21 protein-coding genes are annotated in these 21,859 nt (G+C 65.8%); 15 read left to right on the top strand and 6 right to left on the bottom strand.

Annotated features, from left to right (window positions below; genetic code table 11):
- Positions 1-9: 9 nt before the first annotated feature.
- The 4 genes from ACEN9G_RS28470 to ACEN9G_RS28485 are packed head-to-tail and all read left to right on the top strand — an operon-like array spanning position 10 to position 4,622.
- Positions 10-2,016 carry a methyl-accepting chemotaxis protein gene (locus ACEN9G_RS28470; RefSeq protein WP_413342805.1) on the top strand — a complete coding sequence of 669 codons (2,007 nt, stop codon included), beginning with the start codon at positions 10-12 and terminating at the stop codon, positions 2,014-2,016.
- A gap of 48 nt (positions 2,017-2,064) precedes the next feature.
- Positions 2,065-3,483 (top strand): SH3 domain-containing protein, encoded by a 1,419-nt coding sequence (locus ACEN9G_RS28475; RefSeq protein ID WP_495605491.1) that lies wholly within the window; start codon positions 2,065-2,067, stop codon positions 3,481-3,483.
- A 43-nt stretch (positions 3,484-3,526) separates the two neighbouring features.
- Positions 3,527-3,889 (top strand): CidA/LrgA family protein, encoded by a 363-nt coding sequence (locus ACEN9G_RS28480; protein WP_413344709.1) that lies wholly within the window; start codon positions 3,527-3,529, stop codon positions 3,887-3,889.
- Positions 3,882-4,622 (top strand): LrgB family protein, encoded by a 741-nt coding sequence (locus ACEN9G_RS28485; RefSeq protein ID WP_413344711.1) that lies wholly within the window; start codon positions 3,882-3,884, stop codon positions 4,620-4,622. Before ACEN9G_RS28480 ends, ACEN9G_RS28485 begins: the two co-directional genes overlap by 8 nt.
- Before the next feature lie 104 nt (positions 4,623-4,726).
- Here ACEN9G_RS28485 and ACEN9G_RS28490 read toward each other — a convergent pair whose 3' ends face one another.
- Positions 4,727-5,311: a hemerythrin domain-containing protein gene (locus ACEN9G_RS28490; protein WP_413344713.1), complete on the bottom strand. Its 585-nt coding sequence runs from the start codon at positions 5,309-5,311 to the stop codon at positions 4,727-4,729.
- Between the two features lie 341 nt (positions 5,312-5,652).
- Between ACEN9G_RS28490 and ACEN9G_RS28495 the strand changes: the two genes are divergently transcribed.
- The 4 genes from ACEN9G_RS28495 to ACEN9G_RS28510 all read left to right on the top strand — a co-directional run bounded on the left by ACEN9G_RS28495 (position 5,653) and on the right by ACEN9G_RS28510 (position 9,289).
- Positions 5,653-6,594, top strand: a complete 942-nt coding sequence (locus ACEN9G_RS28495) for a manganese catalase family protein (RefSeq protein ID WP_413344715.1) — start codon at positions 5,653-5,655, stop codon at positions 6,592-6,594.
- A 110-nt stretch (positions 6,595-6,704) separates the two neighbouring features.
- Positions 6,705-7,619, top strand: a complete 915-nt coding sequence (locus ACEN9G_RS28500; RefSeq protein ID WP_483127363.1) for a ZIP family metal transporter — start codon at positions 6,705-6,707, stop codon at positions 7,617-7,619.
- A gap of 109 nt (positions 7,620-7,728) precedes the next feature.
- Positions 7,729-9,096, top strand: a complete 1,368-nt coding sequence (locus ACEN9G_RS28505) for a family 43 glycosylhydrolase (protein ID WP_413345126.1) — start codon at positions 7,729-7,731, stop codon at positions 9,094-9,096.
- Between the two features lie 19 nt (positions 9,097-9,115).
- A complete protein-coding gene (locus ACEN9G_RS28510) occupies positions 9,116-9,289 on the top strand; it encodes a hypothetical protein (RefSeq protein ID WP_483127364.1) in 174 nt (57 codons plus the stop codon).
- A 182-nt stretch (positions 9,290-9,471) separates the two neighbouring features.
- On the opposite strand, the gene ltrA is transcribed toward ACEN9G_RS28510, so the two are convergent.
- Positions 9,472-10,833, bottom strand: coding sequence for a group II intron reverse transcriptase/maturase (gene ltrA / locus ACEN9G_RS28515; RefSeq protein ID WP_413345805.1), 1,362 nt, complete (start codon positions 10,831-10,833; stop codon positions 9,472-9,474).
- 446 nt (positions 10,834-11,279) lie between these two features.
- Positions 11,280-12,626 carry an MFS transporter gene (locus ACEN9G_RS28520; RefSeq protein ID WP_413340390.1) on the bottom strand — a complete coding sequence of 449 codons (1,347 nt, stop codon included), beginning with the start codon at positions 12,624-12,626 and terminating at the stop codon, positions 11,280-11,282.
- 149 nt (positions 12,627-12,775) lie between these two features.
- Between ACEN9G_RS28520 and cyoA the strand changes: the two genes are divergently transcribed.
- The 7 genes from cyoA to ACEN9G_RS28555 are packed head-to-tail and all read left to right on the top strand — an operon-like array spanning position 12,776 to position 19,501.
- Positions 12,776-13,798 carry a ubiquinol oxidase subunit II gene (gene cyoA / locus ACEN9G_RS28525; protein WP_413340392.1) on the top strand — a complete coding sequence of 341 codons (1,023 nt, stop codon included), beginning with the start codon at positions 12,776-12,778 and terminating at the stop codon, positions 13,796-13,798.
- 2 nt (positions 13,799-13,800) lie between these two features.
- A complete protein-coding gene (cyoB, locus tag ACEN9G_RS28530) occupies positions 13,801-15,804 on the top strand; it encodes a cytochrome o ubiquinol oxidase subunit I (RefSeq protein WP_413340394.1) in 2,004 nt (667 codons plus the stop codon).
- Positions 15,797-16,432, top strand: a complete 636-nt coding sequence (cyoC, locus tag ACEN9G_RS28535) for a cytochrome o ubiquinol oxidase subunit III (protein WP_413340396.1) — start codon at positions 15,797-15,799, stop codon at positions 16,430-16,432. The genes cyoB and cyoC overlap by 8 nt, the downstream gene beginning before the upstream one ends.
- On the top strand, positions 16,429-16,839 hold the full coding sequence (gene cyoD / locus ACEN9G_RS28540; RefSeq protein WP_413340398.1) for a cytochrome o ubiquinol oxidase subunit IV: 411 nt from the start codon (positions 16,429-16,431) through the stop codon (positions 16,837-16,839). The genes cyoC and cyoD overlap by 4 nt, the downstream gene beginning before the upstream one ends.
- A complete protein-coding gene (locus ACEN9G_RS28545) occupies positions 16,839-17,633 on the top strand; it encodes an SURF1 family protein (protein WP_413340400.1) in 795 nt (264 codons plus the stop codon). Before cyoD ends, ACEN9G_RS28545 begins: the two co-directional genes overlap by 1 nt.
- A complete protein-coding gene (locus ACEN9G_RS28550; RefSeq protein ID WP_413340402.1) occupies positions 17,617-18,963 on the top strand; it encodes an ATP-binding protein in 1,347 nt (448 codons plus the stop codon). Before ACEN9G_RS28545 ends, ACEN9G_RS28550 begins: the two co-directional genes overlap by 17 nt.
- The gene (locus tag ACEN9G_RS28555; RefSeq protein ID WP_413340404.1) at positions 18,956-19,501 is read left to right on the top strand and encodes a response regulator transcription factor; all 546 of its coding nucleotides are present in this window, start codon (positions 18,956-18,958) and stop codon (positions 19,499-19,501) included. Before ACEN9G_RS28550 ends, ACEN9G_RS28555 begins: the two co-directional genes overlap by 8 nt.
- Here the strand turns inward: ACEN9G_RS28555 and ACEN9G_RS28560 are convergent.
- The 3 genes from ACEN9G_RS28560 to ACEN9G_RS28570 all read right to left on the bottom strand — a co-directional run bounded on the left by ACEN9G_RS28560 (position 19,494) and on the right by ACEN9G_RS28570 (position 21,777).
- Positions 19,494-21,134 carry an alpha-L-fucosidase gene (locus ACEN9G_RS28560; RefSeq protein WP_413340406.1) on the bottom strand — a complete coding sequence of 547 codons (1,641 nt, stop codon included), beginning with the start codon at positions 21,132-21,134 and terminating at the stop codon, positions 19,494-19,496. The genes ACEN9G_RS28555 and ACEN9G_RS28560 overlap by 8 nt on opposite strands.
- Before the next feature lie 155 nt (positions 21,135-21,289).
- The gene (locus ACEN9G_RS28565) at positions 21,290-21,541 is read right to left on the bottom strand and encodes a hypothetical protein (RefSeq protein ID WP_413340407.1); all 252 of its coding nucleotides are present in this window, start codon (positions 21,539-21,541) and stop codon (positions 21,290-21,292) included.
- Positions 21,538-21,777: a hypothetical protein gene (locus ACEN9G_RS28570; protein ID WP_413340409.1), complete on the bottom strand. Its 240-nt coding sequence runs from the start codon at positions 21,775-21,777 to the stop codon at positions 21,538-21,540. Before ACEN9G_RS28570 ends, ACEN9G_RS28565 begins: the two co-directional genes overlap by 4 nt.
- Positions 21,778-21,859 lie beyond the last annotated feature (82 nt).

The following is a 21,859-nucleotide window of genomic DNA, read 5'->3' on the forward strand; positions in this document are numbered from 1 at the left end:
GGAGAAACAATGCGTCGCAACCCCCTGTCGTCTCTCTCGCTGACCGCGAAGATCTGCGCGACGGCCACTACGCTCGTCGTGCTGAGCCTCGCGGTCACGTCGGCCGTCATCGCCGTGCGCAGTAGCGGCAACGCCGAGGACGCGAGCATGCACCAGGCCCGCACGTCCGCGCGCGAAGCCGCCGCCGCCGTGCAGGCGCAGATCGGTACCAAGCTGGGCGCCGTCACCAACCTTGCCGCCGCGATGAGCGCGCTGCGCGAAGCGGACATCGCGCCGTCGCGTCCGCAGGTGTCCGCGATGACACAAGGCATGCTGCGCAGCTTTGGCGACCTGATCGGCGGTGCCGTGACCTGGGAGCCGGACGCGCTGGACGGCAAGGACGCCGACTTCGCGGGCAAGGCGCCGGAATATGACGCGACCGGCCGCTACATGCCGTACTACACGCGCAACCCGGACGGCACGCTGCACGTGGAACCGATCGTGTTCCCGACCACCCCGGGCGCGAACGACTGGTACGACATCCCCAAGGCCACGCGCAAGGTATTCTTCACCGAGCCGTACGGGTATGCCGTCAACGGCAAGAACATCATGATGTCGTCGCTGGTGGCGCCGATCCTCGTCAAGGGCGAGTTCCGCGGCGTGGCCAGCGCCGACTTCCAGCTCACGCACCTGGGCGAGATCCTCGGCAAGATCAAGGTCATCGACGGCGGCGGCCTGTCGCTCGTCTCCAACGGCGGCCTGTATGCGAGCCACCCGGATACGAGCCGGAACGGCAAGAAGGCCGACGACCTGCCGCCCGCCGCGCTCGCGGCCGTGCGCGCCGGCGAGACCTATGAATACATCGACACGGCCGGCGTCGTGCACCTGCTGCAGCCGCTGCGCCTCCACCCGGACCTCGCGCCGTGGGCCGTCAAACTCTCGTTCCCGCGCGCTGTCGCCACGGCCAGCGCGCGCCAGCTGATGGGCTATTCGCTGTTCGCGTCGCTGGTCTGCGCGATCGTCGCGGCCATCGTGATGGTGACCGTGCAGCGCCGCCTGACCCGCCCGCTGCGCGTCCTCGGCGCCACCATGACGGACCTCGCCACCGGCAACGCCGACCTGAACGCCCGCCTGGACGCGAACGGCACCGACGAGCTGGCACGGATCGCCGCCGGTTTCAACGGCTTCGTCACCAAGATCCAGGAAGTGCTGGTGCAGGTGCGCGCGAGCGCCGGCAGCGTCGCGGCCGCGAGCGTCGAGATCAGCCAGGGCAACATGGACCTGTCCGGCCGCACCGAGCAGCAGGCCGGCGCGCTGGAAGAGACGGCGGCGTCGATGGAACAACTCACGTCGACCGTCGGGCAGAACGCCGACAATGCGCGCCAGGCCAACCAGCTCGCGCTCTCCGCGTCGGAGACGGCCCGCCGCGGCGGCGCCGTCGTCGCCGAAGTCGTGGAGACGATGGCCGCGATCGACACCGCGTCGCGCAAGGTCGTCGACATCATCGGCGTGATCGACAGCATCGCGTTCCAGACCAATATCCTCGCACTGAATGCGGCCGTCGAGGCGGCACGTGCGGGCGAGCAGGGCCGCGGTTTCGCCGTCGTCGCGTCGGAAGTGCGGGGGCTGGCCCAGCGCAGCGCGGCCGCCGCGAAGGAGATCAAGGCCCTGATCGGCGATGCGTCCGGCAAGGTGGAAGCGGGCAGCGCGCTCGTGCGGGACGCGGGCCGCACGATGGACGACGTCGTGTCCAGCGTGCGCCGCGTGAGCGACATCGTGGCCGAAATTTCGGCCGCCAGCGCGGAGCAGAGCACGGGCATCGGCCAGGTCAACCAGGCCATCGTGCAGATGGACGGCACGACACAGCAGAACGCTGCCCTCGTCGAAGAGGCGGCCGCCGCGGCGGACAGCCTGCAGCAGCAGGCGGACCTGCTCGTGTCGCTGGTGGGCCAGTTCAAGCTCGAGGGCGCGGCACCGGCGCCGGCGCGTCCGGGCATTTCCGCGCGGACCCCGATGAAGGCGCTGGCCGCCGCGTAAACGTTCACGTTGGGCTACACTTCCGGATCCACGATCCGGAGGAGACCCATGCATACGAAAGCAGCGCACAACGCCGCACGTCGTCTTCTGGCCGCCATCGCCTGCGGCCTCGCCATCGCGGGCGGCGCCACCGCCGCCCAGCCGGCCGTGTCGAAAGCCGGCATCCCCGCCTTCGACGAGGCGATGCTGTCCCCCGACTACTGGATCCGGCGCGCACCCGGGCCGGACGCCGTGCTGCTGGACGCCCGCGCCACCGCCGCGCAGCGGGCCGCCGCCTACGCGCCGGGCGGCGGCTTCGTCGACGTCCGCAAGCTGCCCGCGACCCTCACGCGCGACCAGGTACTCGACTGGATCCGCGGCGCCGAACAGCAGACGCCCGTCAAGGTCGCGGTCGACGACGCCGGCCATCCCGTCGGGCCGGACACCTTGCAGACCCTCCGTGACGCCACGGCCGCCGGGCAGGTCCCGGTGACGGCGCCGGCCCGCTACGGCCTCGCGGTACGCCGCGCGGCGCTGCGCACCTACCCGAGCGACCGCGTGTTCTACGCGAGCCTCGGCCAACCCGATTTCGAAAGCCTCACGGCCGGCACCCTGTTCCCGGGCGAGCCCGTGCTCGTCGCGCACACGAGCGCGGACGGCGGCTGGCTGCTCGCCGTGACGACGCAGGGCCCGGCGTGGGTGGACGCCGACGACATCGCCATCGGCACGGCGGATGCGGTGTTCGGCTACGCGGCGCTGCCGCCTGGCCGCGTCGTCACGGGCGACCATGTGGTCACGGTCCACACGCGCGAGCTGCCTGCCGTGTCGCAGCTGGATCTCGACATGGGCGTGGCCCTGCCGCGCGCCGACGTGCCGCCCGACCAGCCGGTCAACGGCGCGAGCCCGTACGCGTCGTGGCCCGTGCTGCTGCCCGTGCGCCAGGCCGACGGCTCGCTCGCGATCCGGCCGGCGCTGATTCGCCGCAGCGCCGATACGGCGCCGGGCTACCTGCCGCTCACGCGCGCGAACATCATCCGGCAGTCGTTCAAGCTGCTCGGCGAACGTTACGGGTGGGGCCACCAGTTCGACGCGCGCGATTGCAGCGGCCTGATCGCCGAGACCTACCGCACCATGGGCCTGCTGCTGCAGCACAGTTCCGGGCTGCAAGGCACGTCGACGGCGCTGAAACACCGCGCGTTCACTGCGGCGGACACCCATGAAGCGCGTGTAAAAGCGGTGCGGGAGGCGCAGGTGGGCGACCTCGTCGTCGTGCCGGGCCACGTGCTGATGATCATCGGCCACGTGAACGGCGCGCCGTACGTGATCCAGGACGTGCCGTATGCCGTCTTCAAGGATCCGGCGACCGGCGCGCGGCGCCGCACGAAGCTGAACCAGGTCTCCGTCACGCCGCTGCTGCCGCTGTACGCCGACGACGAGAAGACGTATGTGGATGCGATGACGAGCCTCGTGCAGCCGACGCGGCGCTGAGCCGGATGCTATCCTTCGGGGAACCAACATCGAAGGAGGTCGCTTGCTGATCGCGTTTGCCGTACTGCTCGTTTTCCAGTGCCTGGGAGAGGGGCTCGTTTTCCTGCTCCGGCTCCCAGTGCCGGGTCCCGTGGCCGGCATGCTGCTGTTGCTGGTGGCGCTCGTCGCGTTCCCGCGCCTGCACGACACCGTGGAGGCGGGCGCGAACGAGTTGCTGCGCCATCTGTCGCTGCTGTTCGTGCCGGCGGGCGTGGGCATCATCGTCGCCGCGGCGAGCGGCAGCGGGCACTGGCTCGCGATCTGCGCGGCCGTCGTCGGCAGCACCCTGCTGACACTTGCCGTGACGGCGCTCGTGCTGCGCGCGCTCACGCCCGCCCACAAGAACGGGGAGGGCCGCGATGTTTAATGTCGAGGAATTCACCCACTTCTGGGTCTACCTGTCCGCGTCGCCGCTGCTGGGCCTCACGGTCACGCTGTGCGCCTACGTGTTCGCGCAATGGGTCTATGCACGCTGCGGCTTTTCGCCGCTCGCCAATCCCGTCGCCATCGCGATCGCCCTCGTGAGCCTCGTGCTCGCGGCCAGCGGCATGTCGTACCAGCGCTATTTCGCCGGTGCGCAGTTCGTCCACTTCCTGCTCGGTCCCGCCACCGTCGCCCTCGCCGTGCCGCTCGCGCGCCAGATGCCGCGCCTGCGCCGCAGCCTGTTCCCGCTTGCGTGCGCGCTGGTGTCCGGGTGCGTGACGGCCATCGTCAGCGCGGTCGGCATCGCCGTGCTGATGGGCGCATCGCCCGAGCTGGCGCGCTCGCTGGGCCCGAAGTCGGCCACGACGCCCATCGCGATGGCCGTGTCCGAGCACCTGGGCGGCGTGCCGGCGCTGACGGCCGTCCTCGTGATCGGCACGGGCATCTTCGGCGCCGTGACGGCGCGCTTCCTGATGAACGCCTTGCGCATCGATTCGCATGCGGCGCGCGGCCTCGCGCTCGGGGTCGCGTCGCACGGCATCGGGACGGCACGCGCGTTCCAGGTCAGTCCGGAGATGGGCGCGTACGCGGGCCTCGGCATGGGCATCAACGGCGTGCTCACGGCGCTGTTGGCGCCGTGGCTCGTGCCCTTGCTCCTGCGCTGGATGGGTCAGTAAACAAAGAAGCCCGCAACCACGCGCGGACGCGATTGCGGGCGAGGCAGGCGCGCGGAACGCCATGCCGGGGGAGCGCAGGCGGCTTGCGCCGCTGCGGAAAAGGGTCAGGCGTGCGACGGCTTGCGGGTAAAGGCGCGGGCCGCGAACAGGGCGCTGGCCACGCCGACGACGATGGCGGCCGTGCTGCCCGAGAAGCCGACGGCCGTGTTGGCCGCGATCTTGCCGGCCTTCGGCGTCACCAGTTCCAGGCGGCGCTTCGTCATCTGCGCGCCCAGCTCGGACAGGCGGTCCTTGCTGAGCGTCTGCTCGGCTTCCGGCAGCAGCACGGTTTCCTCGTCGGCCACGTGGTGCTGCACGTCGCGCATCAGTTCGAACACGAGTTCGTCGTGGCGCGGCGACTTCGGATCGGTGCGGCGCAGCTCCGCAATGACGGCGCGCATTTCGTCATGTTCCGGCTCGCTCTTGTCCATGACCTTCTGGTCGTGGGCGCGCGGGCGCATGACGGGATAGAAGATTTCCTCTTCCAGCGTCGCGTGGATTTCCAGCGCGTCGCAGATCGTTTCCGCCAGCGCTTTCTTGACGCTGGGGCGCTTGTCGCGGGTGTACTGGTGGAACGTCACCATCACGTGCGAGTGATCGAAGCGGATCATGTCGGTGATGGAAGGACTCAGTTTGTTCAGGGAAAACATGATCGTCTCCTGTTGGCTGTGGGGTAGCGATAGACCCATGTTAGTGCCGACGCTAGAGCTCCCGCGTAGGAGGGCGCCGCACTGTTTTGTCGGCCGATGACGCACGGACTGTCCGGCACAGACTGGCAATCTTCGACTGTTTCCACCTGTTCAGAATCCCGCGCGGCTCGACAGGATGTCGCCTCCAATCCTACACAGACACGGCTTGGTTTCTGATTACTCGGCGCCGCAACGCTGCCAAGATGGCATCGACCGGTCGCGCTACGGCGCTTCCGTTTGTCCGCGCGGTAATGCAGGACGCATTCCGCGCGGTCATCCAATCACACACTGGAGGAATCGGAATGTTTGCACATAACAAACGCCTGCAGTACACCGTGCGTGTCAGTGAGCCAAATCCGGGGCTGGCCAACCTGATGCTCGAACAGTTCGGCGGCCCGCAGGGCGAACTGGCCGCGGCCATGCGTTACTTCACGCAGGCCGTCAGCGAAGACGATCCGGGCCGCAAGGACATGCTGTTCGACATCGCGACGGAAGAGCTGAGCCACCTCGAGGTGATCGGCCACATCGTCGCCATGCTCAACAAGGGCGCCAAGGGCGACCTGGCCGAAGCCGTCGACAGCGAAGCGGATCTGTACAAGAAGATCCAGGGTGCGGGCAACGACAGCCACGTGACCCAGGTGCTGTACGGCGCCGGCACGCCGCTGGTCAATTCGGCCGGCGTGCCGTGGACGGCCGCGTACATCGACACGATCGGCGAGCCGACCGCCGACCTGCGCTCCAACATCGCCGCCGAGGCGCGCGCCAAGATCGTCTACGAGCGCCTGATCGCGCTGACCGACGACCCGGGCGTGAAGGAAGCGCTGGGCTTCCTGATGACGCGCGAGATCGCGCACCAGAAGTCGTTCGAGAAGGCGCTGTACTCGATCCAGCCGAACTTCCCGTCCGGGAAGATGCCGGGCGACCCGCGCTTCGCCAACACCTACTTCAACATGTCGCAGGGCCCGGGCGAGATGCGCGGCTCCTGGAACCAGGGCGAAAACTGGGACTTCGTCACGGACCGCGAAAAGCAGATGGCAGTCGACGGCGGCACGGGCGAGGCCGAAGTCAGGCTGCCGGCCAAGAACGTCGACGTGCTCAAGCAGATGGCCGAGCGCACCATGTCCGATCCGAATGTCGATCCGACGACCGGCGCCGAACTCGGGATGGGGAACCAGACCCTCGCTGACGGCATGACCGTGCAGCCGGGTGCGCAGCCGAGCCCGGGGGCGCCGAAGCTTCACTAAGCCGTCGTCCTCGCGCAGGCGGGGCCCAAGTTTCGCGACTCTGCCGAGGAAATTGGGCTCCCGCCTGCGCGGGAGCGACGGTGAGTCCATCTCCAACACCGAGCCCGCGCATGGAATCACCCCTGACCAAACCCGCCTCACTCTCCTGGATACTGCGCCCCCGCCGCCTCGCCGGCTGCGCCGTCTGCCTCCTCGGCTGCGCCGTCCTGGTCTTCACGGGCTTCGGCTACCTCGCCGGCGTCCTGCAGGACGTGCCCCACGTGCGCGGCGCCCTGGTCGGCGGTGCGACGGCCGCCGCCGCGACGGCGCTCGGCACCTTGCCCATCCTGCTGTCACAGAATTTTTCGAACCGCACCTACGACTGCTTCCTCGGCTTCGGCGGCGGCGTCATGCTCGGCGCGACCGCGTTCTCGCTCGTGATCCCCGCGCTGGCCGCCGCCAGGACGGGTGGCGCCGGCAACTGGGGCGCCAGCCTGTCCGTCGGTGCCGGCATCATGGCCGGGGCGGCGCTGCTGCTCGTCCTCGACCGCTGCATGTCGACCGACGGGATTCTGGCTCATGACGATCCCCGCACGGCGCACTCCCTGAAGCGCGCCTGGATGTTCGTGTGGGCCGTCGCGCTGCACAACCTGCCGGAAGGCCTCGCGATCGGCGTCGCGTATGCGGGCGTCGACGTCGACAAGGCGAACTCGCTGGCGACCGGCATCTCGATCCAGGACGTGCCGGAAGGCCTCGTCGTCGCGCTGGCCCTGCGCACGGTCGGCTATGGACGGGGTTTGTCGGCGGCGCTCGGCGTCGCGTCCGGCCTGATCGAACCGGTGGCCGCCGTCGCCGGCGCCATCCTGATCGGCATCTCGGCCGGCCTGCTGCCGTTCGCGCTGGCCGCCGCGGCGGGCGCGATGCTGTTCGTGATCGTCAACGACGTCGTGCCGGAAGCGCAGCAGAACGGCAACGGCACGTGGGCCAGCGTGGCCCTCGTCTTCGGCTTCATCCTCATGACGGTGCTGGACACGGCACTCGGCTGATACCGAAATCGCAATCGCACCCCTGTTTTATTTCATTGGTGGCGCCGACCCGCATTGCCTAAGCTGGTGGCGGGTTCAACCCATATGTACAAATAAAACAGGAGACTTCATGTTTAAAAAGCTGCTGGCAGCATGCTGCCTCGCGCTCGGCTGCGCCTCGGCCGGGGCCATCGACCTGCTCGGCGTGAACAATGCCCACGACCCGGGCACCATCACGAAGGACGGCGACACGTATTTCAACTTCACGACGGGCACCGGCATCTGGTATTCCACATCGAAGGACCTCAGGACGTGGGCCGCGGGGCCGGGCCCCGTGTTCGCCACGCCGCCCGCCTGGGTCACGCAAAAGATCCCGAACTTCTCCGGCTCGTACTGGGCGCCGGACGTGATCCAGATGAACGGCTATTACTACCTGTACTACTCGGTGTCGTCGTTCGGCACGTCGTCGTCCGCGATCGGCGTGGCGCGCAGTCTCTCGCTGAAGAACCCGAACTGGCAGGATCTCGGCATCGTCGTGCAGTCGTACGGCGGCAGCGCCGAGGTCAACGCCATCGACCCCGCGCTGTTCCGCGACCATGACGGCAAGGTCTACCTGAGCTACGGCTCGTTCTTCGGCGGCATCGGCCTGGCCGAGATCGACCAGGCCACGGGCAAGCTGGCCGGCAGCGTGACGACGATCTGGGGCGGGGCTGGCCGCGACATCGAAGCCCCTTACATCACGCGCGACGGTGGCTACTATTACCTGTTCGTGAACCGCGGCAGCTGCTGCAAGAACGCCGACTCCACCTATTACGTCGAAGTGCAGCGCGCGACGAACATCCGCGGGCCGTATTCGGGTACGCGCACGATCCTGCCGGTCACCGACGGCAAGTACCGCGGCCCCGGCCACATCGCCGACCTGCGCCAGGACGGCTGCCACTTCGTCTCCACGCACTACTACGACCTGACGGACAACGGCAATGCGAAGCTGGACATCCAGCGCATGACGTACAGCGCCGGCTGGCCGGTCCTGACCCGCGACTTCACCGACTTCGCCGGCTGCGGCGGCATCAGCGACGGCGTTTACGCGTTCAAGTCGCGCCTGTCGGGCAAGGTGTTCGGCGTGGCGGGCGGTTCGACGGCGGACGGCGCACTTGTGCAGCAGTCGACCGATGCGAACGCGCGCCACCAGCAGTGGTACGTGATCGGGCATGGCGACGGGTACTACAGCATCATCAACGCCAACAGCCTGAAGAGCCTGGACGACTACAATAACTCCACGACCGCCGGCACGAACATCGCGCAGTGGGGCTACTGGGCGGGGCAGGGCCAGCAGTGGCGCTTCGCCAGCCCGGCAGCGGGTTACTACACGGTCGCGAACCAGCTCTCCGGCATGGTGCTGGACGTGCAGAACAAGAGCACGGCCGACGGCGCGCAGATCATCCAGTATCCGTCCAACGGTGGCGCCAACCAGCAGTGGTCGCTGATCCGAAAGTGAAGCAGCAGGGCGCACGCGTGTGAGGTGCGCCCACGTCGATACCCGCTTCGCGTGCAATCCCCTCGTCACCGGCCAGCCGGCCTGCACTTCCACGCGGGCGCGCTGCGCCGTACGCCGGAAGGCATCCCGCTGGGCACCCTGTGCATCCGTCGAACTGCAAGCCCTCCTCGACATCGTCGCCGGCAACCGCTGACCACCGGGGTGACCACCGGGGTCAGAGCCCTTTTTTTGGCAAGATTTTCTGAGCCATTTCCAGAAACCGGGCTCTGACCCCGGTTCTTGGCAAATCGGCATAGGGGCGGCCAGTTGTCTGGCCGGTCCCCTGCCACACCACCCGGCGTGCGGGTCCGCACCGGGCGGTTCGAGTAGTTGAGGTTAGGTGAGGCGTGGCATGCCAAGACGGTCGAAGTAGGCAATCGTTAGCGCATTGTTCAAGGCAAACTTGCTGTTATGCCACCAGCGACGGCTGTTTCTTGCCACCAGCAGTGCAACGTTCGGTTTTGCCCCTAGCTTCAGCAGTTCACGGTAGATCGTCGTCCCTCGCTTCCAGTGCTTGAGGTGAAGTGCTCGCATCCGGTGCCGCATCCATTCATCCAGCCTGTTTAGGACCTTTGGGGTTTGCGCCAGACCGAAGTAGCCTTTCCATCCCAGCACATAAGAGCGCAGGCTTTCAATCACCTGCATGATGCTGCGTCCGCCGGACCGGCGGGTGAGTTCTCTGATCTTTTGCCGAAACGCCTCCTGCGCCTTCTTCGACACCGCACGTTTTACCTCGCCTTTTCCGGTCATATAAAGCTCGTAGCCGAGAAATTTGCGGCCAAACGCCTGGCTTACCGCACTTTTCGATTCGTTGATCTTCAAGTGCAGCTTGTCATATTGACGCTTGAGCAGAGCCATCACCCGCTCGCCTGCCTTCTGGCTGCGCACGTACACGTTGCAGTCATCGGCATAGCGGGCGAAGCGGTGTCCCCGTCGCTCCAGCTCACGATCCACCTCGTCGAGAAGCACATTGGCCAGTAGCGGAGAAAGCGGACCGCCTTGCGGCGTCCCTTCTCCCCGCTCGAGCACCACGCCGCCATTCATGATGCCCGCGTTCAGGTAGGCGCGCACTAGCCGGATGATTCCGGCGTCCTTCACGCGTTTCCCTAGACGGTCGATCAGAATGTCGTGGTTGACTCGATCGAAGAACTTCGACAGATCGACGTCGACCACGGTGCGGTAGCCCTGCTGCACGTACCACTGTGCTGCAAGCACGGCATCTCGCGCACGACGGCCGGGCCGGAACCCGTGGCTGTGTTCACTAAAAGTGGGATCGATCAGGGGTTGCAGCACCTGCAACAGCGCCTGCTGAATCAAACGGTCGGTCACGGTGGGTATCCCCAGTTCACGCTCGCTCCCGTCCGGCTTCGGTATGCCGACGCGCCGTACCGGCATGGGCCGGTACGTGCCTTCCATCAGTTGCTGCCTGATGGTGGGCCAAGCGTGCTTCAGGCGTTGTCCGGTTTGGGCAATGTCCAGACCGTCGGCGCCTGCGGCTCCCTTGTTCGCCTTCACGCGTTTCCACGCGCGTTGCATGTTCTCCCTCGCGAGCGCTTGCGTGAGCAAGTCTCGCCCTGTGCCTTCCAGTCCCTGTCGCGGGAGCCGTGTTTCATCGCTGGACGCTTGGGACGGGGCTTCACCCCGCCTTGCCGCGACCCGCCCCGCTTTTGCGGGCATCTGATGCCGTACACAGTTCATCGACACGTTGTTGGACACTCCTACTCGTTCGGCCCTTCGCTGAAAAAAAAAAAAAACTCAGCTACTACGGCCTCTGCTGACTTCTCGCTCCGATTTTTTTTTTCGTCGCCCTTTCAGGCGTGAGGCGAGATCTCCCCAGGTAAGAACGCACTCCTTCCCTGCACAACCGCCGGATCTACGCCGCTTCGCCTTGACCACAAGAGCTTCGCGGTTTTTGGCCCGCTCGCCCTGCTCGGCAGCGCCTTGTATCCGATTCTTGTTCATCGGCTCGCAGTTTCGCTCCACGCTTCCTCCCCACAGTCGGTCGCCCTCGTGCAGTTGCGCTTCGCTTCGCTCGCTGTGGTCAGCTCGCGGCGGGACTTCCACCCACAAGAGTGCGCCCATGCTGGGCGCACCAAAAAAAGCCCCGGGGTACCGGGGCTCGGGCTTTGCTCTATATATGTCGCTCAGTTGCGGATCTCGAGCGCCCGGTTCAGGCTCAGCGCGGCCAGCGAGCCGACGGCGCCGGACAGCAGGTACAGGCTGACGTAGCCGAGGCCGAAGTTGGCGGCCAGGCCCAGTGCGACGAGCGGGGCGAACGCGGCGCCGACGAGCCACGCGAGATCCGACGTCAGGGCGGCGCCCGTGTAGCGGTATTGCGGCAGGAAGTTCGACGTCACGGCGCCTGCGGCCTGGCCGTACGACAGGCCCAGCAGCAGGAAGCCCACCAGGATGAACGTGTTCTGGCCGGTCACGCCGCCATCCATCAGGGTCGGGATGAAGCCGGAGAACAGGGCGATCAGCGCGGCCAGCGTGCCCAGCGTGTTGCGGCGGCCGAACTTGTCCGCGATGATGCCCGACGCCAGCACGCCGACGATGCCGAGACCCGCGCCCATCATCTGGACTTGCAGGAATTCGGCCATCGAACGGGTATCGTACAGCTGGATCCACGACAGCGGGAACACGGTCACGAGGTGGAACAGCGCATAGCTGGCCAGGGCGGCGAGGGCGCCGATGACGATGTTCGCACCCTGGTTGCCGATCACTTCGCGGGCCGGGGCCGGATCCAGCTCATGCTCGTCGAGCAGGTGGGTATAGTCCGGCGTCGAGACGAGGCGCAGGCGGGCGAACAGCGCGACGACGTTGATCGCGAAGGCGACGTAGAACGGATAACGCCAGCCCCAGACGAGGAAATCGTCCTGCGACAGCTCGGCCATCAGGTAGGAGAACAGGCCGGCGGCGATGATGAATCCCGTTGGTGCGCCAAGTTGTCCCAACATGGCGTACCATCCACGCTTGTTCTGCGGCGCATTGAGCGCGAGCAGCGACGGCAAGCCGTCCCACGACCCGCCCTGGGCAACGCCCTGGCCGATGCGCAGGATGGCCAGGGCGACGATGGACCACTCGCCCCAGCGGGAATAGGTGGGCAGCATCGAGATGGCGACCGTGGCGGAGCCCATCAGGAAGAGGGCGATGGTCAGCTTGATCTCGCGACTGTAATGACGCTGGATGACCATGAAGAACAGCGACGCGAGCGGCCTTGCCACATAGGCCAGCGCGAAGATGGCAAACGAGTAAAGCGTACCTTCGAGCCGGTCCGCGAACGGGAAGAACACGGCGGGGAACACGAGGACCGAAGCGATCGCGTAAACAAAGAAGTCGAAGTATTCGGAAGCGCGGCCGATGACGACGCCGACCGCGATCTCTCCAGGCGCGATTTTCGTGTCGCGGCTGTTGATGTTCCGGGCCCCGGAGTGGGGTGCTGTGATGGGAGCGGCTCCTGCGCCGCCGTACGTGTTCGGGGTGCTCTGCATGTCTTCGTCTCCTTTTTCAGCCGACGGCTTCTGGACCCTCTGAAATGCTGCAATACGGTAAAGGGTAGGACAAAACGTCCAATCGCCAAACGCACGCCGTTGGCGTTACATTAGCATGTTATTTTTCCCATGTAACGTAAAACACAAGCATGATTCCAAAGACCCTCCGTCGCGGAATGTTCCTCTCTCCCCTGTTAGCGCTGCTTTCCGGCTGTAACACGGTGGTGATGAACCCTTCCGGCGACATCGCCAAGCAAGAGGCGCAACTGATCATCGTTTCGGTGATCCTGATGCTGCTGATCATCGTTCCCGTCATGTTCCTGATCATCTGGTTCGCGTACAAGTACCGCGCCAGCAACCAGGAAGCAGCCTATGAACCGGACTGGGACCACTCGACCAAGCTGGAACTCGTCATCTGGGGCGCGCCCCTCTTGATCATCATCGTGCTGGGTCTCGTGACCTGGATCTCGACGCACAAGCTGGATCCGTACCGTCCGCTGGACCGCATCGCCGAAGGGCGTCCGATCCCGGCGTCCGCCAAGCCGCTGGTCATCCAGGCCGTGGCGATGGACTGGAAGTGGCTGTTCATCTATCCGGAGCAGGGCATCGCGACGGTCAATGAACTGGTCGTGCCGGTCGACGTGCCCGTGCGCTTCAAGATCAGCGCGACCTCCGTCATGAATGCGTTCTACGTGCCCGAACTGGCGGGCATGATCTACGCGATGCCGGGCATGGAAACGACGCTGAACGCGGTCCAGAACAAAGCGGTCCAGTCGGTTGGCTTCTCGTCGAACTACAGCGGCGCCGGCTATTCCGACATGCGCTTCTCGTACCGTGGCGTGCCCCAGGGCGACTTCGACGGCTGGGTCCAGTCGGTCAAGTCCGCCAGCGCCAACCTCGACCGCGCAGGGTACCTGACGCTCGAAAAGCCGAGTATCAAGGAGCCGGTGCGCCACTACGCGGCGGTCGACAACGACCTGTTCTATCGCGTCCTGAACCGCTGCGTCGCCGACGGCGCCGTATGCATGGACAAGATGATGAACGACGACGCGAAGAAGGCCCGTGAAATGGCCATGCTGCGCCACGCGCCCCAACAAGCGGCAGCGACCCGCCTGGCCCAGGCCAACGGCGAGGTCTGCACTACGCCCAATGATTCTGTGAAGAAGAAGTAATCATGCACGAGCAATTTGACTTAGCGAAGTTGATCTTCGGTCGGCTCAGCTGGGAAGCGATTCCCTACCACGAGCCTATCCTGATCGGTACCTTTATCATGGTGGCACTGGGCGGCATCGTCGGCCTGGCGCTGCTGACCAAATTCAAGCTGTGGGGCTACCTCTGGAAAGAGTGGTTCACCAGTATCGACCACAAGAAGATCGGCATCATGTACATGGTGCTGGGTCTCGTGATGTTCCTGCGCGGCTTTGCCGACGCGCTGATGATGCGCGCCCAGCAGGCGTTCTCGTTCGGCGATTCGCACGGCTTCCTGCCGCCGCACCACTACGACCAGGTCTTCACCGCCCACGGCGTGATCATGATCTTCTTCGTGGCGATGCCGTTCGTGACGGGCCTGATGAACTACGTCGTGCCGCTGCAGATCGGCGCGCGCGACGTGGCGTTCCCGTTCCTGAACAACTTCTCGTTCTGGATGACGACCGCCGGCGCGATCCTCGTGATGGCCTCGCTGTTCGTCGGTGAATTCGCCCGTACCGGCTGGCTGGCGTTCCCGCCGCTGTCCGGCATCCTGGCGAGCCCGGACGTGGGCGTCGACTACTACATCTGGTCATTGCAGGTGGCGGGTGTCGGCACATTGCTGTCAGGCGTGAACCTGGTCGTCACGATCATCAAGATGCGCGCCCCGGGCATGGACCTGATGAAGATGCCGGTGTTCACCTGGACCGCCCTGTGCACCAACATCCTGATCGTGATGGCCTTCCCGATCCTGACCGCCACGCTGGCCATGCTCGGCCTGGACCGCCTGTTCGACACGCACTTCTTCACGAACGAACTGGGCGGCAACGCCATGATGTACGTGAACCTGATCTGGATCTGGGGCCACCCCGAGGTCTACATCCTGGTGCTGCCGGCGTTCGGCATCTACTCGGAAGTCGTCGCGACGTTCTGCAACAAGCGCCTGTTCGGCTACACCTCGATGGTGTACGCGACGGTCGTGATCATGGTCCTGTCCTACCTCGTGTGGCTGCACCACTTCTTCACGATGGGTTCGGGCGCGAGCGTGAACTCGTTCTTCGGCATCACGACGATGATCATCTCGATCCCGACGGGCGCGAAGATCTTCAACTGGCTGTTCACGATGTACAAGGGCCGCATCCGCTATGAACTGCCGATGATGTGGACCGTGTCGTTCATGATCACCTTCATCATCGGCGGCATGACCGGCGTGATGCTGGCGGTGCCGTCGGCCGACTTCGTGCTGCACAACTCGCTGTTCCTGATCGCGCACTTCCACAACGTCATCATCGGCGGCGTGCTGTTCGGCCTGTTCGCGGGCGTGAACTACTGGTGGCCGAAGATGTTTGGCTTCAAGCTGGACCGTAAATGGGGCGTGTACTCGTTCTGGCTGTGGTCGATCGGCTTCTGGGTCGCGTTCACGCCGCCGTACATCCTGGGCTTCATGGGCGTGACCCGCCGCATGAGCCACTTCGACGATCCGTCGATCCACTGGCTGTTCCAGGTCTCGCTGCTGGGCACCCTGATGATCGCCGCCGGTATCGGCTGCCTGCTGATGCAGATCTTCGTGTCGATCATGAACCGCAAGGAACTGGCCGACGTGACGGGCGACCCGTGGGGCGGCCGTACGCTGGAATGGTCGACGTCGTCGCCGCCGCCGGGCTACAACTTCGCGTTCACCCCGGTCGTGCACGACAACGATTCGTGGGCCGACATGAAGAAGAACGGTTACATGCGTCCGCTGAAGGACTTCGTGGCGATCCACATGCCGAAGAACACGTGGGCCGGTCCGGTCATCCCGGGCATCACGTTCGTGATGGCGTTCGGCATCATCTGGCACATGTGGCTGCTGGTCGGCGTGACGTTCGTTGCCATGCTCGCCGTCGCCATCTACCACACGTTCGATTACAAACGCGACTTCTACATCCCGGCGGACGAAGTGACCCGTACGGAAGAAGAACGCACCCGTTTGCTGGAAGCCCATGTCTGAGATTAACGTAACCCACGCCGGCGCCGCGAGCGCCGACCCGAGCTCGCGCTATTACGTGCGCGAGCACCATCCGGAGAACGGCACGCTGCTGGGCTTCTGGATCTACCTGATGAGCGACTGCCTCATCTTCGCCTGCCTGTTCGCGACCTATGCCGTTTTGGGCCGCAACTACGCGGGCGGCCCGTCGGGCGCCGAGATCTTCGAGCTGCCGACCGTCGCACTGAACACCGCGTTCCTGCTGTTCTCGTCGATCACGTATGGCTTCGCCATGCTGGCCGCGCAGAAGAAGAACGTCAAAGGCACGCTCGTCTGGCTCGCCATCACCGGCGTGCTGGGCGCCTGCTTCCTGTACCTGGAACTGGACGAGTTCGCGCACCTGATCCACGAAGGCTTCGGCCCGTGGCGCTCGGGCTTCCTGACCGCGTTCTTCTCGCTGGTCGGCACGCACGGCCTGCACGTGACCTTCGGTATCGTGTGGCTCGTCACGCTGATGTTCCAGGTCGGTAAGCACGGCATCAACGGTGCCAACTACCGCCGCCTCGCCTGCCTGTCGATGTTCTGGCACTTCCTGGACGTCATCTGGATCGGCGTGTTCACCTATGTTTATCTGATGGGAGTCCTGCCATGAGCGATCTGCATCATCACGATCATGGCCACGGTCATGGTCACCACGACGACGACCACCTGCACGCCCACGGCAGCTTCAAGGATTACACGATCGGTTTCATCCTGTCCGTGATCCTGACGGCGATCCCGTTCTGGCTGGTGATGACCCACCAGCTGGCACCGGGCACGACCAAGTTCGTGATCCTCGGCTTCGCGGCCGTCCAGGTCGTCGTGCACATGATCTACTTCCTGCACATGAACTCGAAGTCGGAAGGCGGCTGGAACATGATGGCGCTGATCCTCACGGCCATCCTGCTGTTCATCGTCCTGACCGGTTCGATCTGGGTCATGTACCACATGAACGCCAACATGATGCCCAACATGGGCAATGACGGCAGTTCGGTACACGGCATGCACGACATGCAGTAATGGCGAGGGACGATCGCGCAGCGGCACCGGCCGGCCGCAAGGGAGTCTCTCCCGTCCTGGCGGTGCTGGCATTGCTGCTGATCGTCCTCTGCGCGGGTCTGGGTACCTGGCAGGTGGTTCGCCTGCAGTGGAAACTGGACCTCATCGCACGCGTGGAAGCACGCGTGCACGCCGCCCCGGCGCCGCTGCCATCGCGCACGAGCTGGGCCGGCATCACGCCCGAATCCGCCGAGTACCGCCGCGTGCAACTGCACGGTACTTATCTCTACGATCTCACCACCCCCGTCCAGGCGCTGACCGAAGCCGGCAGCGGCTACTGGCTGCTCACGCCCATGTGCACGGCGGATGGGAACGTCGTCCTCGTCAACCGCGGCTTCATTCCCGCCGAACTGGGCGCGCGCACGCGCTACACGCCGCAGCGCGCCACGGAAAATCCGTGCGCGAACGCCGGACCGGCGGCCGACGTCACGGGTCTCCTGAGGACGAGCGAACGTAACGGCGCGTTCACGCGCACGAACGACCCCGCGGCGAACCGCTGGTACACCCGCGACGTGGCCGCGATCGCCGCGGCGCGCGGCATCGCCACGGCACCGTTCTTCGTTGACGCCGCCGCCGGACAGAACCCGCCGGACAGCCCCGACCAGCCCGTCGGCGGCCTCACCGTCGTCAAATTTCCAAACAGTCACCTCGTGTACGCGTTCACTTGGTATGCTCTCGCCTTGATGGTGGCCGCCGCCTGGTGGTGGGTCGCCCGCTACGGCAACGACACCGAGAATGATGAACGACACGACTGACCTGCTGAAACGGATGTTCGAACGGGGCGCGGACAACGCCGCCGCCGTCGAATACGTCGCCGGCCACAAGAACATGCTGCAGCTGATCGAGCTGCGCTGGATCGCCGTCATCGGCCAGATCACGACCATCGCCGGCGCGATCCTCGTCTTCGACGTGCGCCTGCCGCTCGTGCAGATGCTCGAGGTGCTCGCGTGCCTTATCGCCTTCAACATCGCCAGCCACCTGCGCTGGCACGAACACCGGCCCGTCACGAACAACGAACTGTTCCTCGCGCTGCTCGTCGACGTGGCCAGCCTCACGATGCAGCTGTACCTCGCGGGCGGGACGACGAATCCGTTCGCGTTCCTGTACCTGCTGCAGGTGATCCTGTCGGCCGTGCTGCTCGAAGCGTGGTCGACGTGGACCATCGTCGCCATCACGCTCGCGTGCCTGGCCGGCCTGTCCGTGTTCGCGAAACCACTCGCGCTGCCGTTCGACCATGCGCGCGGCATCTCCAGCCTGTACGTGCAGGGCATGCTGATCTGCTTCACGCTGAACGCGGCGCTGCTCGTCGTGTTCATCTCGCGCATCACGAATACCCTGAAAGCGAAGGCGGCCCAGCTGGCGGACCTGCGACAGCGCGCGGCCGAGGAAGACCACATCGTGCGCATGGGACTCCTCGCGTCGGGCGCCGCGCACGAACTCGGCACGCCGCTCGCCACGTTGTCCGTGATCCTCGGCGACTGGAAGCGCATGCGCGAATTCAAGGCGAACCCCGACCTGCTGGAAGAGATCACGGAAATGGAGACGCAGCTGAAACGCTGCAAATCCATCGTCAGCGGCATCCTGCTGTCGGCCGGTGAGACCCGTGGCGAATCGGCCGCGCGCACGACCATCCGCGGCTTCCTCGACAAGCTCGTCGCGGACTGGCAGCACAGCCGCCCCGTGCGCGACTTCGACTACCGCAACCGGATCGAACACGACCTGCCGGTCGCCTTCGACTCCGCCCTGAAACAAACGATCGACAACGTGCTGGACAACGCGTTGGAGGCCTCGCCCGACTGGGTCGGCGTGGAAGCGGGTGTCGACGACGGCACGCTCGTACTGACCGTGCTCGATCGCGGCCCCGGCTTCGCGCCGGCGATGCTGGCGCAGTTCGGCAAACCGTACCAGTCCAGCAAGGGCCGTCCCGGCGGCGGCCTGGGCCTGTTCCTCGTCGTGAACGTGGCCCGCACGCTGGGCGGTACCGTGCAGGCGGTCAACCGGCCGGAAGGCGGCGCCGCCGTCACGCTGACGTTGCCGCTGTCCGCGATCGCGCTCGAGAAGGAACTGGGACATGCCCATGGATGAAGACAATGACGACCGCCTCCTGCTGATCATCGAGGACGACGACGCGTTCGCGCGCACCCTCGGCCGCTCGTTCGAGCGGCGCGGCTACCGGGTGCTGCAGGCGCCGGGCCTCGACGAAGCGCAGGAACTGCTGAAGGAACATTCGCCGGACTATGCCGTCGTCGACCTCAAGCTGAAGGGAAACAGCTCCGGCCTCGCGTGCGTGCAGATGCTGCATGCGCACGATCCGGACATGCAGATCGTCGTGCTGACGGGTTTTGCCAGTATCGGCACGGCCGTCGAGGCGATCAAGCTCGGTGCGCGGCAGTATCTCGCGAAACCGTCGAACACGGACGACATCGAGGCCGCCTTCGGCCACGTCGCCGGCAACACGGAGCTGGAACTGACGAACCGTACCACGTCGATCAAGACGCTGGAATGGGAGCGGATCCACGCCGTGCTGGCCGAGACGGATTTCAATATTTCGGAAGCGGCGCGCCGGCTCGGCATGCACCGCCGCACATTGGCGCGCAAGCTGGAAAAGCAGCGGGTCAAGTAAGGACTTTCAGCGCGAACGCATACGGCAGGGCGGGCGCCGTCGACGGCAGCGTGACCTTCAGCCCGTCCTCCGCCTGGCGGAACGCGAGCGGCGCACCGGTGCCGACGAGTTCGACCCGCGCGACCGGCTTCTTCAGGTGCCCGGCCGCCGTGCCCATCGCGGCGATGCCGATCTCGCGGCCGGCCGGCCAGCCCATCACGAACGCGTAGACGGCATCGCCCTTCGCCGTGAAGCGGACGTCGGCGGCGGTGAGCGGCGCGTTCTTCCCCTCGTTCATGCCCTGGTCCGTCAGCGGCGCCGTCCGGTGCTGCGCGGGACCTTCGCCGAACACGGCCCACGGCCGCGTATCGTAAATCGCTTCGCCGTGCACGGCCATCCAGCGGCCGATCTCCTCGACGATCGCCTGTTCCTTTTCGTCGATCGTGCCGTTGCCGCGCACGGGTACGCTGAGCAGCAGGTTGCCGTTCTTGCTGACGATGTCGACCAGCATGTGCACGACCTTCTGCGCGCTCTTGTACTCGTTGCGCTCATAGCCCGGGCGCGAATAATGCCAGCCGCCGATGCAGGTGCACGACTGCCAGGGCAGCGGTTCGATGGCGTTGCTCTGGCCGCGCTCGATATCCCACACGAGGGAACGGCGCTGCCGCTCGTCGAGCATCTTGCCGTTGATGACCGCTTCCAGCCGGCCGCGCGTGGCGATGCTGCGGTTGTACATATGCGCGGCGATGCGCAGGCCAGCGTCGCTGAACGGCCAGAAGGGCAGGGCGGTGTCGTCGAAGTAGACCAGGTCCGGGTCGTACTTGTCGATCAGGTCGATGGTGCGGTCGTGGAAGTTGTCGACGTAGCGCCGCGACGGCAGCGTGGCCCCGCCACCCCAGTCCCACTGCGCGCCCCATTCGGCCGGCTTGGTGGTCTTGCGGCTGAGCGGATGCGCCTGCGCGTACAACGCCTGCGGATCCAGTCCTTCCCACCACTGGCCCTTGCCGGCGGCCGCCGTGAGCACGCCGTCGTACGGGATGCCGGCGTACGGCCCAGCCTTGTCGGCGCCCTGGGCCACTTCATACCAGGTCCACGCGTGGGCCGCGTGGACGCTGACGCCGAAGCGCATGCCCTGCGCGCGCGCCGCCTTCGCCCAGCCGGCGATCAGGTCCTTCTTCGGCCCGATGCGCGTCGAATTCCAGTCGGGCTGGAAGCGGCTGTCGTACAGGTCGAAATTGTCGTGGTGGTTCGCGAGCGCGACGAAGTAGCGGGCGCCCGCCTTGCGGTACAGGGCGAGCAGGGCGTCCGGGTCCCATTGCGCCGCCTGCCATTGGCGGATCACGTCCTTGAACCCGAACTTCGACGGGTGGCCGTATTTCTGCAGGTGGTGGCGGTACGCGTCGCTGCCTTCCTTGTACATATTGCGCGCGTACCAGTCGCCGAATTCCGGCTCGCATTGCGGACCCCAGTGGGCCCAGATGCCGAACTTCGCGTTCCGGAACCAGTCCGGCGTGCGGTACGCGGCCAGCGAATCCCAGTCGGGCTTGAAAGGGCCGGGGGCGTTCGCCGCCAGCGCGGACCGTGGCAGGAGGGTGCTTGCGGCAAAGCCCGGTACGGTGGCGGCCAACCCGGCCAGGACCTGGCGTCGTTTCATGATGTCTCCGTGATGGTTTGGTTATCGATAACAGCACACACGATTGTATGTTATAGATTCAAAACAATCAACGGCTCGGATATTCAACGTGACGGGCGCGGCGCCGGCGCGGGCATCGGGCACGCTCAACGTTCCAGCCATGCATGGGCCCGGCGTCATGGCGGTTGACCGCCCATGCCGCCCTTGCGCTCGGGATCGACCTCGGGCGGTGAGCCGCGTGTCCTGTGCCGCATCACACGCCAGCACACTTCCGGCTGGATCAGCGTGCCGCGGAAAAAGCTCCATCCCTTGTCGTTGCCGAAGACCCGCATGAACAGTAGACCGATCTCGACAATGTCTGCCGTGGCATGATCCTTCCTGCGATTGACGCCAAGAAAATGCCGTAGCTCGTCTTCGGCGCGGCTCATGCCGGGATGCCTTCCGGCTCGGGATCGGCGCCGCGCACGGTCCGGCGAAACCGTCCTGCAACGATTCTCCGGTAGACGGTGGGTACGATGTCGGCCGTGAGGAAGAAAGCGTCCGCGTTGTCCCGGCCGTAGACGTTCATGAAAATAATGCCGACCTGGATGACGTCCGCAGTGACGGCATCGACGCGGCGTTCGATGCCGCCGCGCGCCGGGTCAGCGGTGTCGCGATGCGTCATGGCGCCCGCTGCCCGAAGCCGGCCCCATGACCTGGCGAGGGCCGAACCGGCAACCGACGCGATGTTACGCAAGCGTCCATGC

The organism is Massilia sp. Masssp94 (genome assembly GCF_059491305.1).